Below are 20883 nucleotides of genomic sequence, written 5' to 3' on the forward strand. Positions count from 1 at the left end.
TATCAGCTATCAGCTATCAGCTATCAGCTCTCGCGATGGTAGCCCTGGATACGCTCGATCTCGTTGCGCGAGCCGAGGATCACCGGCACGCGCTGGTGCAGCGCCTCGGGCTGTAGCGACATGATCCGGTCGCGCCCGGTGATCGCCGCGCCGCCGGCCTGCTCGACGATGAACGACATCGGGTTGGCCTCGTAGAGCAGACGCAGCTTGCCGCCCTGCCCCTTGGCGCGGATCTTCTCGTCCATCGGGTACATGAACACCCCGCCACGGGTGAGGATGCGGTGCACCTCGGCGACCATCGAGGCGATCCAGCGCATGTTGAAGTCCTCGCCGCGCTCGCCCTCGCGCCCGGCCAGGCACTCGTCGACATAGCGCCGCACCGGCGGCTCCCAGAAGCGCATGTTGGATGCGTTGATGGCGAACTCGCGGGTATCGGCGGGGATCGTCATCCCCGGGTGGGTGAGGATGAACTCGCCGATGTTCTGGTCGAGGGTGAAGCCGTTGACGCCGTTGCCGGTGGTCAACACCATCATCGTCGACGGGCCGTAGAGCGCGTAACCGGCGGCGACCTGCTCGGTGCCGGGCTGGAGGAAATCCTGCTCGGTCGGCTCGGCGGTGTCGTCCGGGCGGCGCAGGATCGAGAAGATGGTACCGACCGAGACGTTGACGTCGATGTTCGAGGAGCCGTCGAGCGGGTCGAAGGTCAGCAGATACTTGCCACGCGGATAGCGTGCCGGGATCGGGTAGATCGCCTCCATCTCCTCCGAGGCCATCGCCGCGAGGTGTCCGGCCCATTCGTTCGACTTGAGGAAGACGTCGTTGGAGAGCACGTCGAGCTTCTTCTGCGTCTCGCCCTGCACGTTCTCCTGCCCGGCGCTGCCCAGCACCCCGACCAGGGCGCCGTGGTTGACCATGTTGCTGATCACCTTGCAGGCGGTGACCACATCGTTGAGCAGCCCGCTGAAATCGCCCGTGGCCCCGGCGACGTGACGCTGTTCCTCGATGATGTACTGGGTGATGGTGGTGCGGTTGTTATGCATGACTCGTCCTCGTCTCCGCGTACATAAGTGTTATCGAATGGACGGCCAGTATAAGGGGTTCATCGTACCCCCAGAACCCCTACCCTTCTTGGGGTTTAGGCTTCAACTGTGGAGCATGCCCGATCGGCACCACGACCCTTGCACTAGACTAGTGTCGTGGTCAGTCGCCAACGATCGAACCGACAGCGGTCAGCCCAGGGCTTATGAAAGCACTCCCACCACCTCGAGACACCAGCCGTCAACAAGGCGTCACCTTGCTGGAGCTGATCGTGACCATCAGCATTCTCACCATCATCCTCAGCGTCGCGATACCCAGCTTCCGCGAGATCATTGCAACCAACCGTATCGCAGTGATCAACAACGACCTCCTGGAGGCGCTCCATGTCGCGCGTTCCGAGGCGATCAAGCGCGGCACACGCGTCACCGTTTGCAAATCGACCACCACATCGAGCAGCTCACCCGCTTGCGCCACCGGCGACCCCGGCTGGGAAAGCGGCTGGATCATCTTCTCCGACCGGGGCACGAGAGGTCAGATCGACGGCAACGACCAAGTCATCATCGTACACGAACAAAACATCCCGGCCGTCACCATCACCACTGGGAACTCCTTCAAGGACTTCATCAGCTATCTCCCCTCCGGTTTTTCCCAGGGCAGCAGCGGCCTATCCAGCGGCACCTTCAGCGTCAACCTGCAAGACAAGGCACGCCACCTCATCATCAGTGCCAGCGGCAGGATCAGGACCTGCAGCGAAACGAATAAGGACGATTGCTGAAACCACTGGCGAAGACTTAGTCATGAACAAACTGTCGCCTATCAATTTAAAAAGATCGTCCTCCGGGGCAACTCTGATCGAGGTGCTCGTCGCCGTCGTCATCCTCTCGATCGGACTGCTCGGCATCTCCGGACTGCAGATGCGCGCACTGATGAACAATCAGAGCGCGATCAACAGAAACGCAGCCATCGTTCACGCTTACTCGATTTCCGAGGCAATGCGCGCGATCCCGGCCCGCGCCGCCGCTGGTGATTTCGACATCGGTCTTACGGAGGACAAGCCGACAGGCACGTCTTTTCCGGAGGTCGCATTGGCGAACTGGCGTGACCAGATTTACTCGACGCTCGGGGAAGATGCAACTGGCAGCGTCTCGTGCACCGGCAACAGTTGTACCATCATTGTGCAATGGGATGACTCCCGCGGCACGTCCGGTAGCGATCAGCAGCAATTCACCATCGAGTTATTACTGTGAAAGAGCCGCTTACTTCACTCCTATCGAGCAAGGGCTTCACCCTGGTCGAACTCATGATCGCCATGCTGCTCGGCCTGGTGGTCACCGGCGGCACGATCAGCGCGCTCACCGCCAACCGTCAGAGTCAACGAACGATCGAGGCGCTCGCGGAGACGATCGAGAACCAACGCACGGCCTTCGAGCTGTTGAGCCGGGACCTCCGTCAGGCGGGCAGTACCGGCTGTGGCAACGAGCGGATTTCCAGCGTACTCAACACCTCCCCGGAGTGGTGGGCAACATGGCGTCCGATCCAGGGGTATCAGGGGGACGAGGCCGCATCAGCGATCGACTTTTCATCGAGCAACGGCGGACGCGTCAATGGCACCGACGCATTACAGTTGCAGTCGATCCGCGACAACGGCTTTGCCGTCTCCACACACGACGTCGACAATGCCCGGATCACGATCGACCCGGCATCCACGGACATCGAAGCCGGCGAGATTCTGATCGTCTGCGACAACGACCACGCGACCCTCTTTCAGGCGAACACCTATAACCAATCATCCGGGATCATCGGCTACAGCGACACGGGCGGGACCCCAGGAAACTGCACAACCGGCCTTGATTATTCTGCCGCATGTGACTCTGACCCACCCCAAAATCACCGGTTCCCCAAGAACGCCCTGGTCTCCAGGCTCAACGCCACCTTCTGGTACATCGGCAACAACGGGCGAACGGCAGAAGGCGGGCGAGGTCTGTATCGTGCGATGCTCGAGGTCGGAAGCTCCGGAACCCCGGCAGCAAAAGGCATCGAGATCATCCCCGGCGTCACCGACATGCAGTTGATATACCGCTATGGGGATAAATTTGACGCCGAAAAGCCGGCGGACTGGAACGACGTCAACGCAGTCGAGATCACCCTGACGTTCGCCAGTACCGCACAGAACATCTCTGTCGCAAGCGCAACGGATGGCCGGATCATCAAAAAGCAAACCTATCTGGTCTCATTGAGAAATCGCGCGCAATGAACACGATCAAGCAGCCGATCTCGGGCACGCCATCCTCGCAGCGCGGCGCGGCGCTCGCCATCTCCATGATCCTGCTCATGGTCGCCACCCTGATCGGCCTCTCCGGAATCAAACAGGCAAGGGTCCAGGAGAAGATGAGCGCCAACACCTACGACCGCTCGCTCGCCATGCAGATGAGCGAGGCCGCGCTACGTGCAGCCCAGAGCGCGATCGCCGAGGACTGGGAGATCAGCGCACTCGGTGGAATCGACTGCTCTCCGACCAGTGCCAATAACTGCTCCCCTGTTCCACCAGAAACCTTCCAGAGCGACGGCACCAACTGGATCACCGTCGACACCGAATACCGAATCAACGATGGCATGGTCATCGGTGCACCACAATACCAGATCCACTATCTCGGCAAAGCCCCCAGTACGACCTCACTCAACTCCGGCAACAGTGCCAACAACATGCAGTATGGCGGCAGCGGCAGCGGCGGCGAGGTCGCTTACTATCGCGTCATCGCGCGAAGCGCAAGCCCGACAGCGGTACAGGATCGCGCACTCGTCGTCCTCTCCGGCATCTTCGAAAGGAACCTCTGAACTCGCGGGGCAAGCTCCATGCATACTGAACTCGAGAATCACATCAGAAGATCGGCCGCCAGAATCAAGCTGACACTCGCCACGCTCCTGATCTCACAGCTTGCATGCGCAGACATGGTTTCACAGATCCCTCTGTCCGTAGGAACCAATGTCCCCGGTAATCTCGCGCTGGTTCCTTCCGTGGAATGGCCCACGATCAACAGTGTCGCCAATCTCGGCGCATACACCGAGGATCGCGCCTACGCAGGTTATTTCGATTCAAATAAATGCTATCGCTATGAAGGGATCGATTCAGCCGAGGAGGAGCGCCACTTCTACCCTTCATCCACCACGAATAATCGAAGATGCTCAGGGGATGGCGAGTGGAGTGGCAACTTCATGAACTGGGCAGCAACCCAAACCATTGACCCCTTCCGCGCAGCACTCTCGGGGGGATACAGATACCGCGACACTGTCGAAGAAACCTGGCTACAAAAAGCGAGGCATGACGGCCAAGGCGGCACCAATGTGTATCCCGAGAGAAGAACACCTCAATCCGGAAGTAATGCATCACTTATCTCTGGCGCAACCCCATTCGAGGCGGACTGGATAAACATTCGCATCAATGGCCTCGGCAACAGGATGTATTTCACCTTGCCGAACGATTTCAGCTCGACTAGTGACACACAGACGAGCCAACAGGTGTTCGACGACTCTGACTTCTCATCCGGCTGGATTCAATATCGCAACGGAGAGGTGTCAAGAGACAGTTCGCGCTCTGTCGACGCGATAACAGGAAGTCTAAGAAAGACAGATTCGAACGACCCCAACGGCGGCTACAAGACAATGTCCCAGACGGTCGATAGAAATTTCATCTTCACCGGCTGGATTTATCGCCCTTCCAACAGCGGCGGAGGAAATGCCGACCGTCTTTCCATCAGCGACTCCGATTTCGACGGCTACGGCGTCGTATTCACCAGCACACAATTTGGCATCGAGAAGCGTAGCGATGGCAACCCATCATCCCTTGGCTCTAGACAGAGCTGGAACAGACCGGAAAACGAATGGTATCGCTTCGTCCTTACATCATATGATGACGGCGAAATTTCCTTAGAGGTCTACGACGACAGAAACCAGCAGCTCGGCAGCATCAGCGGGATCACCGACAGTAGTTATAGCAGCTTCGACCGTATCGTCATCCATGGCGGTCACACGTATTATGTCGACAACCTGTCCGTATCGACAACGGATAGCGACATACCCTACCCGCTGAAGTCTTCCGATTCCCAGTCGAGCACCTTCGAGGCTCATGTCCGCGTCAAGGTCTGCGATCCGAGCGTTTCTCTCGAAGACAATTGCGTGCGATACGGCAGCCATTACAAGCCAGAGGGGCTACTTCAGGAGTACTCCAGCAGGATTCGCTATGCGGTCTTCGGATACCTGAACGACTCGAACAAATATCGGGACGGCGGAGTACTCAGGGCCGGGATGCGCTTCATCGGCGAGAACATGATCGATGACTCCGGGCTCACCATCGAGAACCCGAACCCCGAATGGGATCTGGCGACCGGCGTCCTGACCCCAAACCCAACCCCATCGGATATCACCTCGACGCTCATCGCAGCTGGTGTCGAGGATAGCGGCGTCATCAACTATCTCAACAAGTTCGGCGAGATGACCAGTGCGAACCACAAGAGCATCGACCCGGTCAGCGAACTCTTCTATGCCGCACTACGCTACTTCAAGCACCAGGGAAATGTCCCCGAATACTCGGACATATCGGGCTCCGACGACCAGAAGTACCAGCTTGCCGATGGCTTCCCCGTCATCACCTCATGGCAGGACCCCATCCAGCACTACTGCCAGAAGAGCGTCATTCTCGGTATCGGCGACGCCAATACCCACAGGGACAAGAACCTCCCGGGAAACAGCAGGAGCAGCGACGAGCCAGCAACACCGAGCGAGGTCAGCGGTGACAGCAGCATCGACGTCGTGACCGCGACCCAGCGCGTCGCACTGCTCGAAGGCATCACCATCAGCACCCCCTTCACCGGACGCGAGAACTCGGCCTACATCGTGGGGCTCGCCTATGACGCCCATACCCGCGATATCCGTCCAGACCTTATCGACAAGCAAACCGTGTCGACCTACTGGGTCGATGTCCGCGAGGCGCAAAGACTGGAATCGCGCGCGCGCAATCAGTACTGGCTCGCCACCAAGTACGGCGGCTTCTCCGTACCGAACGACTACCGAACCTACGAGCAGACCGAACCACTCCCCGACAGCTGGTGGCACACAACCGGCGACATCCTGTCGACAGGCGACAAGCGCCCCGACAACTTCTATGTCGCCAGCGAGGCCGACAAGATGATCGAAAGCCTGACCCAGGCATTCAGCAACATCGTCGAGGAGACCGTGGGAACCGGGAGCGGACTGGCGACCAACTCATCGGAGCTGAGTACCGACACCAGAAGCTACCAGGCGAGCTTCGTCAGCGGTTCCTGGGACGGAGATGTCGAGGCCTTCAGCATGGACACCCAGACCGGAGTGCTCAGCGAAACACCGGAGTGGAGCGCAAACGACGCTCTTCCTGCCTGGGATGCCCGCAAGATCTTCTTCAACCGCCCGGACTCGCAAACCGCCGAACCTTTCACCTGGGATAATCTCAGCGGCGCTCAGCAAGCCCTCCTGCAATCGAGCTCGATCGTCGACTATCTCCGTGGAGACACCTCGAACGAAACGCCGAGCGGAACCCTGAGGAGTCGCCAGCACCTGCTCGGCGACATTGTCAATTCAGCACCGGTCCATGTGTCCTCACCCGACCCGTCCTTCTATGTCGGTGCAACCTTCCTCGGCGCCAGCAGCTATGCCAATTTCAGTCGCAACCAGCAGAGTCGTTCAGCAACACTCTACGTCGGCGCAAACGACGGCATGCTGCACGCATTCGACGCCGCCACCGGAGAAGAGATCTACGCATTCATCCCCAACGCTGTCTTCTCGAAGGGCCTCGTATCCCTGGCCAACCCCGACTATGCCCATCGCTACTTCGTCGATGGTGAGCTGACGGTGGCAGACGTCTATACCTCCGGGGCCTGGAAGAGCGTGCTGATCGGGACCCTGGGGCGAGGTGGCCCCGGGGTATTCGCACTGGATGTCACCGATCCGACCAACATTTCGCTGCTCTGGGAAAGGGATGAGCAGGACATCCCCGGACTCGGTCGCAACATCGGCAAGCCGATCGTCGCTCAGGTCGAAGACGGCGAGTGGCGCGTTCTGCTCGGCAACGGCCCGGACAACCAGAGCGGCACGGCCCAACTGTTGATGATCGACGTGGCCGATGGCAGCGCGGTAAGCGTGGAGCCGACGACGGTAACCGACAACGCCTTGTCCGCGATCTATGCATGGGACTCGAACGGTGACGGCTTCACCGACACTGTCTATGCCGGCGACCTGAAGGGCAACCTGTGGAGATTCGAGAACCTCTCCAGCAACACCCCGCAGAGCAGGTTACTGTTCAGCGCAACGGATGCCTCGAACACCTCCCAACCCATCACCGTCTCGCCATTGGTCGGCGTCGATCCCGACAGCGACCTACGCTGGGTCTTCTTCGGCACTGGCCGTTATCTCAACGAGACCGACATCACCGACACGCAAGTGCAAAGCTGGTACGGCCTGGTCGACGAAGGTCAGACCATCTCCAGCCGCTCCAACCTCGTCGCGCGTCAGATCGAGGCCGAAGGGCTGGTCGACGAGCTGTCCGTCAGGGTCGTTTCCGCCGGTGACAGCGAGGATCTCGAGGGCAAGAGCGGGTGGTACATCGATCTCGTTTCGCCGATCAATGGTCGCGAGGGTGAACGCATGACCCTGCCCAACCAATTCCAAGGGGAGGTCCTGTTCGGTACCACCCGTATACCCGACTCGAGTGACAGTTGCCAACCCACGGGTAACGGCTTCGTCATGGCGATCGACCCCTTCACCGGAGCCAGGCTTAGCGAGGGGATCTTCGACATTGACCGAGACGGAGAATTCGACCAGAGTGACGCGCTCGAGGTCAGCGGCGAGCCAATCCCGGTATCCGGGGTCGGATTCTCGCACGTTCCGAACCAGCCGACCTTCGTCGCCAACTTCATGCAGGTCGTTCTCGACAACAGTGACACCGAGACGATCCAGATCCGTGCACCGGAGAGTTCGATCAACCGCGCCTCCTGGCGAGAGATCCTGGAGTACTAGGTCATGAGAAAGAATCACAGCGCTGGTTTCTCGCTGATCGAGTTGATGATCACCGTTGCCATCATCGGAATACTGGCAGCAATCGCTTATCCATCCTATATCGACCAGGTCACCAAGACCTATCGTGGACGAGCCAAGTCCTGCATCGGCGAATACGCTCAGTTCATGGAGCGTTATTACACCGAGAAAATGTCTTATGCAGACGCAGTCCCAAACCTGTCCTGCAGCAGCGACGACAGCATGGATACCAGGTACACCATTTCAGTCAAGGACCTCAGCCGCAGCACCTACACCATAGAAGCAACCCCCATCGGCGCACAAAGCACACATGACACCAAGTGCGCGACACTGAGCCTGGACCAATCAGGGAAGAAGGGGGCATCCGGTAGCGGCGGCGTTAGTGGCTGCTGGTAAACCCCGACCGGAAAACGGACATCCAAATCATATGAACCGGCCAAACTCCCCGATCGATTCAGGAACGACACCATTCCCCGGAACCGAAAAAAAACGTCCCTCGATCCCTTTATGTCTCTGCTCTCAGCCATCCCGCAAGGAGCGCTTCTCCTAGACAAAGGACTGCGCATCACCGAAATCAATCGCCCGCTTCTCGAACTGGTCGGCAAGCCCAACACCGACCTGCGTGGCACATGCTTCAGCGACCTGCTGGCAAACCCCTCCCCCGCGCTACTCGCACAGTTCGACATCGCCACTCACGAGGCATCGCCGCGGCGACTGAATATCCTGCTGACGACCAAGAACGGACAGCTGAGGGCGCAGCTGACGGTATCGCCCTACCAAGACCAGGAGACGCAATGGCTGGTGATGGTCATGGATACCGCCTGGAGCGAACTCGCAAACCAGTATCCAGCCCATACCGAAGAGGCCCAAGCCTTCGCCCGGGTCGCCAACTGGCAGCTCGAGGTGGCGACCGGTCAGGTCCGCGTCACCCGTACCTGGTACGACATCTGGGGGCTGCCCCCGACCGAGACGCTGATGCTCGAGGACGCGCTCGGGCTCATCCACCCCGACGACCGTCCGCGCGTCGAACAGGCCCTCGAGCAGGCTGCAGAGTCCCAAGCACCGATCCAGGTGCGCTTCAGGCTGCAGCGCCCCGATGGCAGCGAGTGCTGGATCGAGGGCACCGGCCACATCGACCCGCGCGCCACCGAGAGCGACGCCCGTATCTGCGGCGTGGTCATGGACATCACCGAGCGCTACCGCGCCGAGCAGGCGCTCTCGCACTACAGCGAGATCCTCTCGGCCTCATCCGAGCGGCTCGCCTTCGTCGATCCCGAGCACCACATCCGCGCCGTCAACCGCGCCTTCCTCAACGCGCTCGATCGTGACTACGACGCGGTCATCGACCAGCCACTTGGTCGGGTGATCTCCGACCAGACACTCGGCGCCGCGCTGCAGCAGGCACTGGAGCGCTGTCTCGCACACGCCAAGGAACATGCCGAGGACCTGCGTCGCCCCGGCCCCGACGGCGAACCACGCGACCTCGAGATACGGGTCAGTCCGCACCGCGGCGAGGACGACCAGCTTGCCGGCGCGGTGATCAATGTCCGCGACGTCACCCTGGTGCGCGAGGCCGAACGCCGTCTGCTGCAATCGGCCGCGGTCTATGCCGCGACCTCCGAGGGCGTGCTGATCACCGACCCCGAGGGCGGCATCGTCGCCGTCAACGCCGCCTTCAGCCGCATCACCGGCTACACCGAGACCGAGGTCCTCGGTCGCAATCCCAGCCTGCTCAACTCGCACTGGCACCCGCGCAGCTTCTTCGTCGGCATGTGGCGTCACCTGCTCAAGCACGGCTCCTGGATCGGCGAGGTCTGGAACCGCCGCAAGGACGGCGAGATCTATCTCCAGCGCCTGGCCATCCACCGCATCGTCGACGCCCGCGGCAACCTGCTCAACTATGTCGGCGTCTTCGCCGAGCACAGCGCCACCCTCAACACCCCGCGCCGCGCCGAGTACCTGGCCCACTACGACCAGCTCACCAAGCTGCCCAACCGGCTGCTGTTCAACTCCCGCCTGGAGCACGCCATCGAGCTGCGCCAGCGCAAGCAGATCCCGCTCGCCCTCTTCCTCATCGATCTCGACCGCTTCGCCAACATCAATACCCATCTCGGTCCGCAGATCGGCGACGAGCTGCTGCGCTCGGTGGCGCTGCGCCTGCGCAGCGAGATCCGCCCGGCCGACACCCTCGCCCGACTCAGCGCCAACCAGTTCGGCCTGATCTTCGAGGAGATCCCCGGGATCCGTGAGGCCGAATCGATCGCCCAGCGACTGCAGAACTGTCTCGCCGCGCCCTTTCACATCCGCGAGCACGAGGTCTTCGTCACCGCCAGCATCGGCATCGCCTTCGACCCCAGCACCGGCCGCGACCGCGACCTGCTGCTCGCCAAGGCCGAGTCGGCGCTGCGCGCGGTCAAGCAGGGCGGACGCAACGCCTATCGCTGTCTGGCGATCCACACCGATGCCGCCGCCGAGGAGCGCCAACGGCTCATCGGCCAGCTGCGCGAGGGGCTCGAGCGCGGCGATTTCCAGCTCCATTACCAACCGCGCGTCGACGTCGAGTCGGGTCGATGGTGCGGCATCGAGGCGATGGCGCGCTGGAACCAGCCACAACTCGGTCTGGTCGCGCCCGAGCGCTTCCTGCCACTGACCGATGACGGCGGCTTCCTCGTCGAGCTCGGTCACTGGACGCTGAACCGCGCCTGCGAGCAGTTCCAGCACTGGCGCAGCCGGGGGCTGCCGGTCGGACGACTGGCGCTGAACGTCTCCGAGCCGCTGCTGCTGCGACTCGATCTGGCCAGCACCATCGCGCGCGCGCTCGACACCCACGGACTCGACGGCGATCAACTCGAGCTGGAGTTCACCGAGGGGCTGCTGCTCAAGCACAGCGATCAGATCGTCGAGCTGTTCGCCGCCCTGCACCAGCTCGGCGTCCACCTGACGCTGCGTGATGTCGGCGCCGGCTGGCTCGCCCCCTCGCTGTTGCGCCGGCTGCCGGTGGGCACCCTGAGCATCCATCGCGGCTTCATCGAGAACCTGCCCGAGGCCCAGGAGGATCTCGACGTGGTACACGCGGTCATCGCCCTCGCCCAGTCGTTCGAGATCGGCCTGCTCGCCGATGGCGTACGTACCGAGGGTCAGCGCGAACTGCTGCTCACCATCGGCTGTCCGCACGCCCAGGGCGAACTCTACGCCCCGCCGCTTCCGCCCGAGCAGCTCGAGCACCGTATCAGTCAAAAGCCCGAGCCCCGTCCACCCAAGCTGCGCGGTAGCTGATCGCCCTCCGTCTAGCCCGGCCGCGCCCCGGCGCGCGGCCTGACCCAGCAGTGATACATCGCCGTGAAGGTCAGCGGATGATCGCGCTCGAAGGTATCGAGCCGCGCCAGATCGGCCACCGTCGGATCCTCCGGGAAACGCGCGCGATAGGCTGCGCGCCGGGTCGGATCGAGCTCGACCCCGAGCAGCTCCAGTCCGGCATCACTGAACAGATCGGCAAGCCCAGACGGCGTGAAGCAGTGTTCCTGGACGTGGAACAGCAGATCGCGACAACCGCTCATCGAGTGGAAATCTGGCGAATCGAGCAGCGGACGCAGCACCCGCTCCTCGTCGGCGGCCTCGATCAGTCGCTGACGGGCGCGACGGATCCGCGCCGGGTCGTCACCGATCCCGACGGCATCCACCAGCGCCCGCGCACGATACACGGCTGCGCGTGCCCGCTCGCTGTAGAGCCCGAGCAGCATCACCCCGCCGGGCCGCAGACGCCCGACGAGCACCCGCACACCGGCGAGTGGATCGTCGAGATGGTGCAACACCCCCACCGACTCGATCAGGTCGAAGCGCTCGTCGAGCGCGGCGAGCGCCAGCAGGTCGGCCTGGGCATAGCGCACCGCGACCCCGAGGGCCTCGCTGCGCGCGCGGGCATGGCAGAGACTGCGTAGCGACAGATCGATCGCCAGCACCCGCGCCCCGCGCAACCGCCGCGCCGTGGCGATCGCGTGCTCGCCGGTACCGCAGCCGGCGACCAGCACCTCGGGCGTCTCCGGACAGGTCACGCCCCCCAGCTCGACGCCGGGCAGCCGCTGGCGCAACAGCGCCGGCAGGTCGGGCGCCGGCGTCAGTACCGGCTCGCTCACCCGCCAGCGCGGATAGGGGTTGCGCTCGTACTGCGCGCGCACCCGCCGGCTCACCACATCCTCGGTGAGCGCCCAGCGCTCGATGTGTTCGAGCTGACGCCGTTCGGCCATGGGCTCGACGAGCTGACGCTCGAGCAGGGGCTGCAGCGACTCCGGCCAGTCCCGCTCGAGCAGACGCTCGGCGAACGGGATGGAGCCGAGCGGCAGATAGGCGGCCAGCGCCGCCACCCGCTCGGCGGCGACCGGCGCGCGCCAGCGCAGCGCCTCAGCGAGCTCCGTGCGCAGCGTCGCGACCCGCGCGGTCTCCTCGGCGTCCTGGTCGTGGACGAACTCGGCAAGCTCGCACTGCTGCGCGATCGCCACCAGCAGCGCCAAGCCGTCGGCGTCGAGTCGCCCCTGCTCGACCTCGACGAGCAACGCCCGGCGCAACAGGGTCAGCAACCGCTCGAGCCCGACATCACCGAGGATCACCCGTGGCAGCAACGCCATCAGCAATGCGTCGGCGAGCAGGGCCGCAACCACCGGAGCACCGCCGAGCGCTGCCAGGGTCGGCGCCCCCGGCCAGTGCGCGGCGACACGCGCGAGCGCCGCGGCGATGACCGGCTCGGCGTGCAGCAACGCACAACTGGGCACGAGCAGCCGCTGCGGCATACACCAACACTCATCCAGCGCCCGTACCAACAGGCCGCGCAACGCCGGGGACGGCGCGTCGGGGCGCAGCATCTCGACACTGCGCACCCAGTTGGCGCGCGCCTGCACCAGCCCGGGATCGAGCGCCAGCGCCCGTTCCAGCAAGGGGCGCGCGGCAGCGGCGCGACCGAGCGCAAGCAAGGCCCCGGCGTGATTATTGAGCGCCGCCGCCGAATCGGGCGCCAGCGCCACGGCGCGGGCCAGCGGCGCGAGCGCCGCCTCGCTCCGGCCCAGCGTCTGCAGCGCGGCGCCGAGATTACCAAGCACCATGGGGTCTGCCGGACGCAGCACCCGGGCGCGCTCGAGCACATCGAGGGCACGCGCGGGCTCGCCCAGATCGAGCAGCGCGCGGCCCAGGGTATTGCGACACTCGGGATCGTCCCCGGCCAGCGCCAGCGCCCGCTCCAGCGCATCCAGCGCCGCACGTGGACGGCCCTCGGCGAGCAACACCGAGCCGAGCGCCTTCCAGCCGAAGGCCGCGCCCGGACGGGTCGCGGTGAGACGTCGCGCCAGGGTCTCGGCACGTGGCAGATCGCCACCGCGGAAGGCATCGACCAGGGCCGCCTGCGTGCTCGCATCGTGCGACGCGGCCGCCGGACGTCGTGCTCGCCGGCTCATCCGTCGACCTCCGCCAAGGCGGCGCGATGGCGCGCGGCGAGCGCGACATAGTGTTCGGCCGAGTAGTCGATCTGCGCCCGCTCGCGCTCGCTCAACGGACGCACCGGACGCGCCGGCGCGCCCAGCCACAGCTGACCGCCGGCGAGTTCCTGCCCCGGGGTGACCAGGGCGCCGGCGCCGAGCAGGGTGTAGGGGTGGATCAGGGCGCCGTCGAGCACCCGGGCACCGCTGCCGATCAGACAGCGCTCGCGGATCTCGCAACCGTGGAGCAGCGCCTGATGACCGACGGTGACCCGCTCACCGATCAGCAGCGGCGCGCCGCCCGGTCGGAAGGGCCCGTCGTGCGAGACGTGCAGCACGCAGCCGTCCTGGATGTTGCTGGCGGCGGCGATCTCGATGCGTTCGACATCGCCGCGCACCACGCACCCCGGCCACACCGAGGCCGCGGCGGCAAGCCGCACCGCACCGATCAGCACCGCACTCGGGTCGACCCAGGCGCCTGGGTCGATCTCCGGGCCACGCCCCTCGAATACACGGGTCGGACACATCACCATCGCCTCACTCGATCTGACACGGATCGCCCCAGCATGACCGCGCCGGACACACCCCGCAAGCCGCGGGCTTGGCCGCGCGCAACACAGCCGCTACCCTGCCCGCCATGCGCCGCACAGGAACCCGCATCATGCATCTCATCATCAAGGGACTCGGCTGGCTCGGCCTGCTGATCCTGCTCGGTCTCGCCGGGCTCGCGCTCAGGGTCGCGCTCGACGGCCAGGCGGTGGTCCCGGAGCGCGCGCCGCTCAGCGCCGCCGACCATGCCTGGGCCGAGGACTGGCTGCGTCACAACCGCCCGCGTGACCGCCTCGCCGGGATGCCGACCATGGTCGCGCTCAGCGCCACCGAGGCCGAGCGGGTGGCCAACCACCTGATCGCCCGGATCGGCGCCGAGGGACGCGCCGCGGTCCAGCTCGCCCCCGGGCGACTCGACCTGCAGGGCTCGATTGCGCTGCCCTGGGTGGGACCCGGACGCTATCTCAACCTCGAACTCGGTCTGGTCGAGACCGACGGGGCACTGCCCGAGGTGGTCAAAGCCCGGGTCGCCGGACTGCCGCTGCCCGCCGGACTGGTGCAGGGCCTGACCGAGCGACTGCTCGATGCGCTCGGTCAGAGCCGGTTGGTACAGCGCACCCGGCTCGGACCGGAGCGGATCAGTGTGATCTACACCTGGCAGGCCGACGGGCTGGAGCGCCTGGCCAGCAGCCTGATCGCCGACGCCGACCGCCCCGCCATGCTCGCCGCGCAGCGCCGGCTCGACCGGCATCTCGCCGAGGATCGCTCGGCGCCCGATCTCGCCACCCTGCTCGGCGTGCTGCTCGGCGCGCCGAGCGAGGCCCCGCTCGCCGACAACCGCGCCGCGCTGCTGCTGCTCGCGCTCTATGTCAACGGCCAGCAGTTGCACGATCCCGAGGGCGCGCGGCTGCCACAGCGCACCGTGACCCTGCGCAAGCGCGAGGACCTCGCCCAGCACTTCACCGCCTCGGCGGCGCTCGCGCTCGAGGGCGGCGACCTGTTCTCGACCCTGGTCGGTTGGTACAAGGAGCACAGCGACAGCGACGGCGGCAGTGGTTTCAGCTTTGCCGACCTCGCCGCCAACCGCGCCGGCATCCGCCTCGCCACCCTCGCCACCGCCACCCCGGAGCAGGCGCGCTGGGTGCGCGAGCGGGCCCGCGCCGGGCTGATCGAGGACGATTTCATGCCGCGCATCGCGGGGCTGCCGGAGGGGATGAACAAGACCGAGTTCGCCGCCCGTTTCGGCGACACCGAGGACCCGCGCTACCGCCGCATCGCCGAGCACATCGAGCGGCGCATCGACGCCCGACCGCTCCATCGCGACGCGCCCTGATCAGAGCGCGTCGAGCGCCTCGCTGAGGGTGCGCACGGCGACGATCTCCAGGCCCTCGACACCGCCCTTGGGGACGTTGCCGGCCGGGGCGATGACCCGGCGAAGCCCATGCTTGACCGCCTCGCGCAGCCGGTCCGGGCCATTGGGCACCGGACGCACCTCGCCCGAGAGCCCAACCTCACCGAACACCGCCAGCTCCAGCGGCAGCGGGCGGTCGCGATAGCTCGACAACACCGCCATCAGCACCGGCAGGTCGGCGGCGGTCTCGCCGATCCGCACCCCGCCGACGACGTTGACGAAGACGTCCTGGTTGAACATGCCGATGCCGCCGTGACGGTGCAGCACCGCCAGCAGCATCGACAGACGGTTCTGATCGAGCCCCAGCGCGACCCGGCGCGGATTGGCCAACGAGCTCTCGTCGACCAGCGCCTGGACCTCGACGAGCAACGGCCGGGTGCCCTCACGGGTGACCATCACCAGACTGCCGGGGGTCGGCTCGTCGTGACGCGAGAGGAAGATCGCCGAGGGGTTCTTGACCTCGCGCAACCCCTGGTCGCCCATCAGGAAGACGCCGAGTTCGTTGACCGCGCCGAAGCGGTTCTTGATCGAGCGCACCAGGCGGAAGGCGCCGCCCGACTCGCCCTCGAAATAGAGCACGGTGTCGACCATGTGTTCGAGCACCCTGGGACCGGCGAGTGCGCCCTCCTTGGTGACATGACCGACGAGGAAGACCACGGTGTCGCGCTGCTTGGCGAAGCGCACCAGCTGCGCGGCCGACTCGCGCACCTGCGACACCGAGCCCGGCGCCGACTGCAGCTGCTCGGTGAACAGGGTCTGGATCGAGTCGACCACCATCACCCGCGGCTGCTCGGCGGCGGCGTGATAGAGGATGCGCTCGACACAGGTCTCGGGCAGCAGACGGATGTCCTCGCCGTCGAGCCCGAGCCGGCGCGCGCGCAGACTGATCTGCTGCGGCGATTCCTCGCCGCTGACATAGAGCACCCGGCGGCTACTGGCGAGCGCCGCGCAGGCCTGCAGCAGCAGGGTCGACTTGCCGATGCCGGGATCGCCGCCGAGCAGGATCACCGAGCCGCCGACCAGCCCGCCGCCGAGCACCCGGTCGAGCTCGCCGATGCCGCAGGCGGTGCGGGCGCGCTCCTCCGGGGCGACCTCGGCGAGGGTCTCGACCACGGCGCCACCGGCGAGCCCGGCATAGCCGCCGCCACGCGCCGCCGCCGGGCGCGCCGGCGCGAGCTGCTCGTTGAGGCTGTTCCAGGCGCCGCAATCCGGACACTGGCCGGCCCACTTGGGCTGGCTCGCGCCGCACTCGCTGCACACATAGCTGGTCTTGGGCTTCTTGGGGGGGGTCGCCATCCGCGTTCAGTCTCCAGGGGTCAGCCGTCGTCGCCCTCGCCGTAATAGCTGCCGATATAGTTCTCGAACTTGGTGTACTTGCCGAGGAAGGTCAGCCGGGTGGTGCCGATCGGGCCGTTACGTTGCTTGCCGATGATGATCTCGGCAATCCCCTTGTCGGGGGTGTCCTCGTGATAGACCTCATCGCGATAGATGAACACGATGAGGTCGGCGTCCTGCTCGATGGCGCCCGACTCACGCAGGTCGGACATCACCGGGCGCTTGTTGGGGCGCTGTTCGAGGCTGCGGTTGAGCTGCGAGAGCGCGATCACCGGGACGTCGAGTTCCTTGGCCAGGGCCTTGAGCGAGCGCGAGATCGCCGAGATCTCGGTGGCGCGGTTCTCCCCCACCCCGGGCGCCTGCATCAGCTGCAGATAGTCGATCACGATCAGCGCCAGGTCGCCCTGTTCGCGCTTGAGCCGGCGCGCCCGTGCGCGCACCTCGGTCGGCGACAGCGCCGGGGTGTCGTCGATGAACATCTTCGCCGAGGCGAGGATGTTGACCGCCGAGGTCAGTCGCGGCCACTCGTCGTCCTCGAGCTTGCCGGTACGGATGCGGTGCTGATCGATACGCCCGAGCGAGGACATCATGCGCATCGCCAGCGAATCGCCCGGCATCTCCATGCTGAACACCGCCACCGGCCGCTTCGACTGGATGGCGACGTGCTCGGCCATGTTCATCGCAAAGGTGGTCTTGCCCATCGACGGACGCCCGGCGACGATCACCAGATCGGAGGGCTGCAACCCGGAGGTCATGCCGTCGAAGTCGGTGAATCCGGTGGCCAGGCCGGTGATCGGCTCGTCGCTCTGATAGAGGGTGTCGATGCGCTCGACGGCGAGGTTGAGCAACGACTTGATCGGCTGGAAACCGCCGCCGCCGCGCGACTGCTGCTCGGCGATCTCGAACACCTGACGCTCGGCGTCGTCGAGCAGCTCGGTGACCGGACGTCCCTGGCTGTCGTAACCGCTGTCGGCGATCGCGGTGCCGGCGGCGATCATCTGGCGCAGCACCGAGGTGTCGCGCACGATCTGGGCATAGGCCTTGATGTTGGCCGCGCTCGGGGTCTCGTTGACCAGGGTGGCGAGATAGGACAGTCCGCCGGCGGCCTCGAGCTGCTCGGAGCGCTCCAGGGTCTCGGCGAGGGTGACGACGTCGAAGGGCTGGTCGGACTCGGCGAGTCGGGCGATCGACTGGAAGATCAACCGATGCTCGCGACGATAGAGATCACGCGCCGAGACCACATCGGCGACCCGGTCCCAGGCGGTGTTGTCGAGCATCAGACCACCGAGCAACGACTGCTCGGCGTGGAGATTGTGCGGCGGCACCCGCACCCGATCCATGCCACCCTCGGTGGCGAGCGCGGCAAGCTCTTCGGTATCAGGGTCGAACATGAGGCCCCCGGTGGAAAGGATAACCGGCTCGGCGACGCTCGGGGAGGTTGATCGGGATCCGCTGGCGTGTCGTTCGAGCGGGGCTCGGACGCCCTGATTGTGGTGTCATGCACCAGGCGTTGGCAAGCATGGTCCGCGACGATCCGAGATCACCCGAAGCAGGCGCGGGACAGCAACGACAGCACGGCGGCGCAGAGACAACACAGGGGCGCAGAGCGCCCCTGTATCCACGCACAGGCCCCGGTGAGGGCGGGGCGAGCGGCGGACTCAGTCTTCCGGGACGACGTCGACCATGATGGTGGTATCGACGTCGGCGTGCAGGTGCAGCGCGACCTCGTACTCACCGGTGGCGCGGAAGGCGCCGTTGGGCAGACGCACCTCGGACTTGTCGAGCGCGATACCGGCGGCGGTGACCGCCTCGGCGATGTCGGCGGTGCCGACGGAGCCGAACAGACGTCCCTCGTCACCGGCCTTGCGAGCGACGGTCACGCGCATCTCCTCGAGCTCGGCCTTGCGCGCCTCGGCCGCGGCCAGCTGCTCGGCGGCGAGCTGCTCGAGCTCGGCGCGACGCGCCTCGAAGGCCTCCAGGTTCTCGGCGGTGGCGACCACGGCGAAGCCGCGCGGCACCAGGTAGTTACGACCGTAGCCCGGACGCACATTGACCTTGTCTCCGAGCGAGCCAAGACCACCAACGTTCTTCAGCAGAATGAGTTCCACGTGATATTTCCTCTTAAATCGTTCGTCGTCTGCATGCGATTCAAGCCTCAGCGTCGCCGCGAGGGCAGGCGCGCTGCCCGGGCGCGGATGTCCACCCAGACATCGAGCAGGCCGAGGGCGGCGATCGCCACCGCCATCTGCGGCAACAGCACCAGCAGCACATAGAGCAGCACCAGCCAGCCCGTCCCCGAGCCACGTTGGACTCGCAGCTGGTGGACCACCGCCAGCCCCTGGAGCAACAGGCCCACCCCGGCGACCAGCGCGAGATCGGCGAGCAACCCCGGGCCTCGCACCAGCGCCCAGCCGGCGATCAGCAACAGCGCCAACAGCGCGAAGGCGCGGTGCAGGCGATAGGCCCTGAAGCCCTCGCCGAAGCCGCCCGGGTTGTAGAGCTGCGCCTGCCACCAGCGGGCGAGGAACAGGGCGAGCACGACCTGGAAGGTCAGCGCCATGGCGAAGGCCCCGGTCATCCACCGCGCCAGCTCGCCGAACAGCGCGGCGTTGGCCGCCGCGCCATCGGGCTGAGCGGCCAGCGCCGCCTCGCGCATCAACTCGAGCAACCGCGCCCAGAAGACGGCGGGGTCGCCAACGATGGCGTAGACCAGCACCAGACCGAGCATCACCAGCAGGCTCGCGGACTCGACCGTGAGCGCCAGCGATCGGCTGTAGCGCAACACCAGCGCCAGCCCCCAGATCGGCACCCAGAACAGCAGCAACACCCCGAGCACCAGCAGCGGGGCCCCGAACACGAGACCGTAGAAGAGTCCCGCCCCGAGGGTCGCGAACAGCGCCACCAGGGCACCGCCGCGCGCGCCGTTGCGCAGGGTCACCAGGCCCACTGCCGCTGCGGCGACGACCCCGAACACCGGGATCATCACCGACAGCAGGGCCGAGGTGGCAGCCACCAGCGCCGCCTGCGAAGGCCCGCGCATGATGAAACTCGCCAGTGACTTCATCGCATCAGACCTGCAGCCGTGCCGCCACCGGTCTCAACCGAGGGCGGCACGACGCGCCGGATCAATGACCGTCGGTGTAGGGCAGCAGGGCCAGGTAGCGCGCGCGCTTGACCGCCTGGGCGAGCTGGCGCTGGTACTTGGCCGAGGTACCGGTGATGCGGCTGGGCACGACCTTGCCGGACTCGCTGACATAGGCCTTCAGCAGGTTGAGATCCTTGTAGTCGATCTCGGTGATGCCTTCAGCGGTGAACCGGCAGTAACGCTTGCGTCGAAAGAATCGGGACATGATGTTCTCCAGTGCCTAGTGATCAGTCGTCGCGCTTGCTCGAAGCGCCCTCGTCCTCGCCCTCGGTCTTGGCCAGGGGCGAGGGCTCGGTGACGGCGCTGTCACGACGGATGATCATGTTGCGCAGCACTGCGTCATTGAAACGGAAGGCGCTCTCGAGCTCGTCGATCGCTTCCTGATCGCACTCGACGTTCATCAGCACATAGTGTGCCTTGTGCACCTTGTTGATCGGGTAGGCCAGCGGACGACGGCCCCAATCCTCGAGGCGGTGGATCTGACCGCCGCGCTTCTCGAGATTGGTCTTGTAACGCTCGACCATGCCGGGCACCTGCTCGCTCTGGCTCGGGTGCACCAGGAAAACCACTTCGTAGTGTCGCATCTTGGCTCCTTACGGATTGGACAGCCTCCCGCCGCGCAGACTCGGCGCCGAGACGGTGAGGCAAGGAGTATCCCCGAGGATTCGGGGAATCGATCATTGTACGCAAAATCAGGGGGCTTTGGAAACGAAAGATTAGTCGGGGGAAAGAGCCGACGGGGGGTTGAACCGCCAAGATACCGTCTTTCCCGTCAAGCCGCGGAAGCGTAATCGGGCTGGTAGGGACGACGGTTCTTGAACACACCGAAGCAGATGTGGGCGAGTTTCCGCATGGCGGCGCCGAGGGCGACCATCTTGGGC

General features: G+C 65.2%; 17 protein-coding genes and 2 pseudogenes. 9 read left to right on the plus strand and 10 right to left on the minus strand.

Annotated elements, in window-relative coordinates:
- Positions 1-23: 23 nt before the first annotated feature.
- Positions 24-1040 (minus strand): class 1 fructose-bisphosphatase, encoded by a 1017-nt coding sequence (locus EBL85_RS13410; protein WP_123143171.1) that lies wholly within the window; start codon positions 1038-1040, stop codon positions 24-26.
- 203 nt (positions 1041-1243) lie between these two features.
- Between EBL85_RS13410 and EBL85_RS13415 the strand changes: the two genes are divergently transcribed.
- From EBL85_RS13415 to EBL85_RS13445, 8 genes and pseudogenes are all read left to right on the plus strand, one after another.
- Positions 1244-1813: a GspH/FimT family pseudopilin gene (locus EBL85_RS13415; RefSeq protein WP_123143180.1), complete on the plus strand. Its 570-nt coding sequence runs from the start codon at positions 1244-1246 to the stop codon at positions 1811-1813.
- A gap of 22 nt (positions 1814-1835) precedes the next feature.
- Positions 1836-2285, plus strand: coding sequence for a prepilin-type N-terminal cleavage/methylation domain-containing protein (locus EBL85_RS13420; protein WP_123143172.1), 450 nt, complete (start codon positions 1836-1838; stop codon positions 2283-2285).
- Entirely contained in the window at positions 2282-3292 is a 1011-nt protein-coding gene (locus tag EBL85_RS13425; protein WP_190288090.1) for a prepilin-type N-terminal cleavage/methylation domain-containing protein, read from the plus strand. The genes EBL85_RS13420 and EBL85_RS13425 overlap by 4 nt, the downstream gene beginning before the upstream one ends.
- The gene (locus EBL85_RS13430; RefSeq protein ID WP_123139388.1) at positions 3289-3873 is read left to right on the plus strand and encodes a PilX N-terminal domain-containing pilus assembly protein; all 585 of its coding nucleotides are present in this window, start codon (positions 3289-3291) and stop codon (positions 3871-3873) included. The genes EBL85_RS13425 and EBL85_RS13430 overlap by 4 nt, the downstream gene beginning before the upstream one ends.
- Positions 3874-3891: 18 nt before the next feature.
- Positions 3892-8082 (plus strand): pilus assembly protein, encoded by a 4191-nt coding sequence (locus EBL85_RS13435; RefSeq protein ID WP_148040551.1) that lies wholly within the window; start codon positions 3892-3894, stop codon positions 8080-8082.
- Positions 8083-8085: 3 nt separating this feature from the next.
- Positions 8086-8496, plus strand: coding sequence for a type IV pilin protein (locus EBL85_RS13440; protein ID WP_123143175.1), 411 nt, complete (start codon positions 8086-8088; stop codon positions 8494-8496).
- 111 nt (positions 8497-8607) lie between these two features.
- Positions 8608-8904: pseudogene (locus EBL85_RS17635) on the plus strand (PAS domain-containing protein); the annotation flags it as partial.
- A gap of 6 nt (positions 8905-8910) precedes the next feature.
- Complete coding sequence (locus EBL85_RS13445) at positions 8911-11376, plus strand: EAL domain-containing protein (RefSeq protein ID WP_190288091.1); 2466 nt, start codon at positions 8911-8913, stop codon at positions 11374-11376.
- Positions 11377-11387: 11 nt separating this feature from the next.
- Here the strand turns inward: EBL85_RS13445 and EBL85_RS13450 are convergent, their stop codons facing one another.
- Together EBL85_RS13450 and EBL85_RS13455 are read right to left on the minus strand one after the other, a co-directional pair.
- Positions 11388-13541 (minus strand): methyltransferase domain-containing protein, encoded by a 2154-nt coding sequence (locus EBL85_RS13450; RefSeq protein WP_123143177.1) that lies wholly within the window; start codon positions 13539-13541, stop codon positions 11388-11390.
- Positions 13538-14089, minus strand: coding sequence for a gamma carbonic anhydrase family protein (locus EBL85_RS13455; protein ID WP_123143181.1), 552 nt, complete (start codon positions 14087-14089; stop codon positions 13538-13540). Before EBL85_RS13455 ends, EBL85_RS13450 begins: the two co-directional genes overlap by 4 nt.
- Before the next feature lie 134 nt (positions 14090-14223).
- Here EBL85_RS13455 and EBL85_RS13460 point away from each other — a divergent pair, with 134 nt between their 5' ends.
- Complete coding sequence (locus EBL85_RS13460) at positions 14224-15444, plus strand: hypothetical protein (protein WP_123143178.1); 1221 nt, start codon at positions 14224-14226, stop codon at positions 15442-15444.
- On the opposite strand, the gene radA is transcribed toward EBL85_RS13460, so the two are convergent.
- From radA to EBL85_RS13495, 7 genes and pseudogenes are all read right to left on the minus strand, one after another.
- Positions 15445-16818, minus strand: coding sequence for a DNA repair protein RadA (radA, locus tag EBL85_RS13465; protein ID WP_123139394.1), 1374 nt, complete (start codon positions 16816-16818; stop codon positions 15445-15447).
- Between the two features lie 20 nt (positions 16819-16838).
- On the minus strand, positions 16839-18248 hold the full coding sequence (gene dnaB, locus EBL85_RS13470; protein ID WP_123139395.1) for a replicative DNA helicase: 1410 nt from the start codon (positions 18246-18248) through the stop codon (positions 16839-16841).
- A gap of 267 nt (positions 18249-18515) precedes the next feature.
- On the minus strand, positions 18516-18965 hold the full coding sequence (gene rplI, locus EBL85_RS13475) for a 50S ribosomal protein L9 (RefSeq protein ID WP_005222409.1): 450 nt from the start codon (positions 18963-18965) through the stop codon (positions 18516-18518).
- Between the two features lie 47 nt (positions 18966-19012).
- On the minus strand, positions 19013-19921 hold the full coding sequence (locus EBL85_RS13480) for a hypothetical protein (RefSeq protein ID WP_123143179.1): 909 nt from the start codon (positions 19919-19921) through the stop codon (positions 19013-19015).
- Between the two features lie 61 nt (positions 19922-19982).
- The gene (gene rpsR, locus EBL85_RS13485) at positions 19983-20207 is read right to left on the minus strand and encodes a 30S ribosomal protein S18 (RefSeq protein ID WP_005222396.1); all 225 of its coding nucleotides are present in this window, start codon (positions 20205-20207) and stop codon (positions 19983-19985) included.
- 22 nt (positions 20208-20229) lie between these two features.
- On the minus strand, positions 20230-20586 hold the full coding sequence (gene rpsF / locus EBL85_RS13490) for a 30S ribosomal protein S6 (protein WP_062271666.1): 357 nt from the start codon (positions 20584-20586) through the stop codon (positions 20230-20232).
- A 188-nt stretch (positions 20587-20774) separates the two neighbouring features.
- A pseudogene (locus EBL85_RS13495) lies at positions 20775-20883 on the minus strand (IS110 family transposase); the annotation flags it as partial.

This window comes from Marichromatium sp. AB32 (assembly GCF_003718675.1).
In the GTDB taxonomy this organism is placed as follows: Bacteria; Pseudomonadota; Gammaproteobacteria; order Chromatiales; family Chromatiaceae; genus Marichromatium; species Marichromatium gracile.

Excerpts from the sequence above, each read along its gene's own strand:
- radA (WP_123139394.1), bottom strand. The coding sequence starts at position 16,818 with ATGGCGACCCCCCCCAAGAAGCCCAAGACCAGCTATGTGTGCAGCGAG.
- EBL85_RS13410 (WP_123143171.1), bottom strand. The coding sequence starts at position 1,040 with ATGCATAACAACCGCACCACCATCACCCAGTACATCATCGAGGAACAG.
- dnaB (WP_123139395.1), bottom strand. The coding sequence starts at position 18,248 with ATGTTCGACCCTGATACCGAAGAGCTTGCCGCGCTCGCCACCGAGGGT.
- EBL85_RS13440 (WP_123143175.1), top strand. The coding sequence starts at position 8,086 with ATGAGAAAGAATCACAGCGCTGGTTTCTCGCTGATCGAGTTGATGATC.
- EBL85_RS13480 (WP_123143179.1), bottom strand. The coding sequence starts at position 19,921 with ATGAAGTCACTGGCGAGTTTCATCATGCGCGGGCCTTCGCAGGCGGCG.
- EBL85_RS13460 (WP_123143178.1), top strand. The coding sequence starts at position 14,224 with ATGCATCTCATCATCAAGGGACTCGGCTGGCTCGGCCTGCTGATCCTG.
- EBL85_RS13420 (WP_123143172.1), top strand. The coding sequence starts at position 1,836 with ATGAACAAACTGTCGCCTATCAATTTAAAAAGATCGTCCTCCGGGGCA.
- rpsF (WP_062271666.1), bottom strand. The coding sequence starts at position 20,586 with ATGCGACACTACGAAGTGGTTTTCCTGGTGCACCCGAGCCAGAGCGAG.
- EBL85_RS13435 (WP_148040551.1), top strand. The coding sequence starts at position 3,892 with ATGCATACTGAACTCGAGAATCACATCAGAAGATCGGCCGCCAGAATC.
- rpsR (WP_005222396.1), bottom strand. The coding sequence starts at position 20,207 with ATGTCCCGATTCTTTCGACGCAAGCGTTACTGCCGGTTCACCGCTGAA.
- EBL85_RS13445 (WP_190288091.1), top strand. The coding sequence starts at position 8,911 with ATGGATACCGCCTGGAGCGAACTCGCAAACCAGTATCCAGCCCATACC.
- EBL85_RS13430 (WP_123139388.1), top strand. The coding sequence starts at position 3,289 with ATGAACACGATCAAGCAGCCGATCTCGGGCACGCCATCCTCGCAGCGC.
- EBL85_RS13415 (WP_123143180.1), top strand. The coding sequence starts at position 1,244 with ATGAAAGCACTCCCACCACCTCGAGACACCAGCCGTCAACAAGGCGTC.
- EBL85_RS13450 (WP_123143177.1), bottom strand. The coding sequence starts at position 13,541 with ATGAGCCGGCGAGCACGACGTCCGGCGGCCGCGTCGCACGATGCGAGC.
- EBL85_RS13455 (WP_123143181.1), bottom strand. The coding sequence starts at position 14,089 with ATGTGTCCGACCCGTGTATTCGAGGGGCGTGGCCCGGAGATCGACCCA.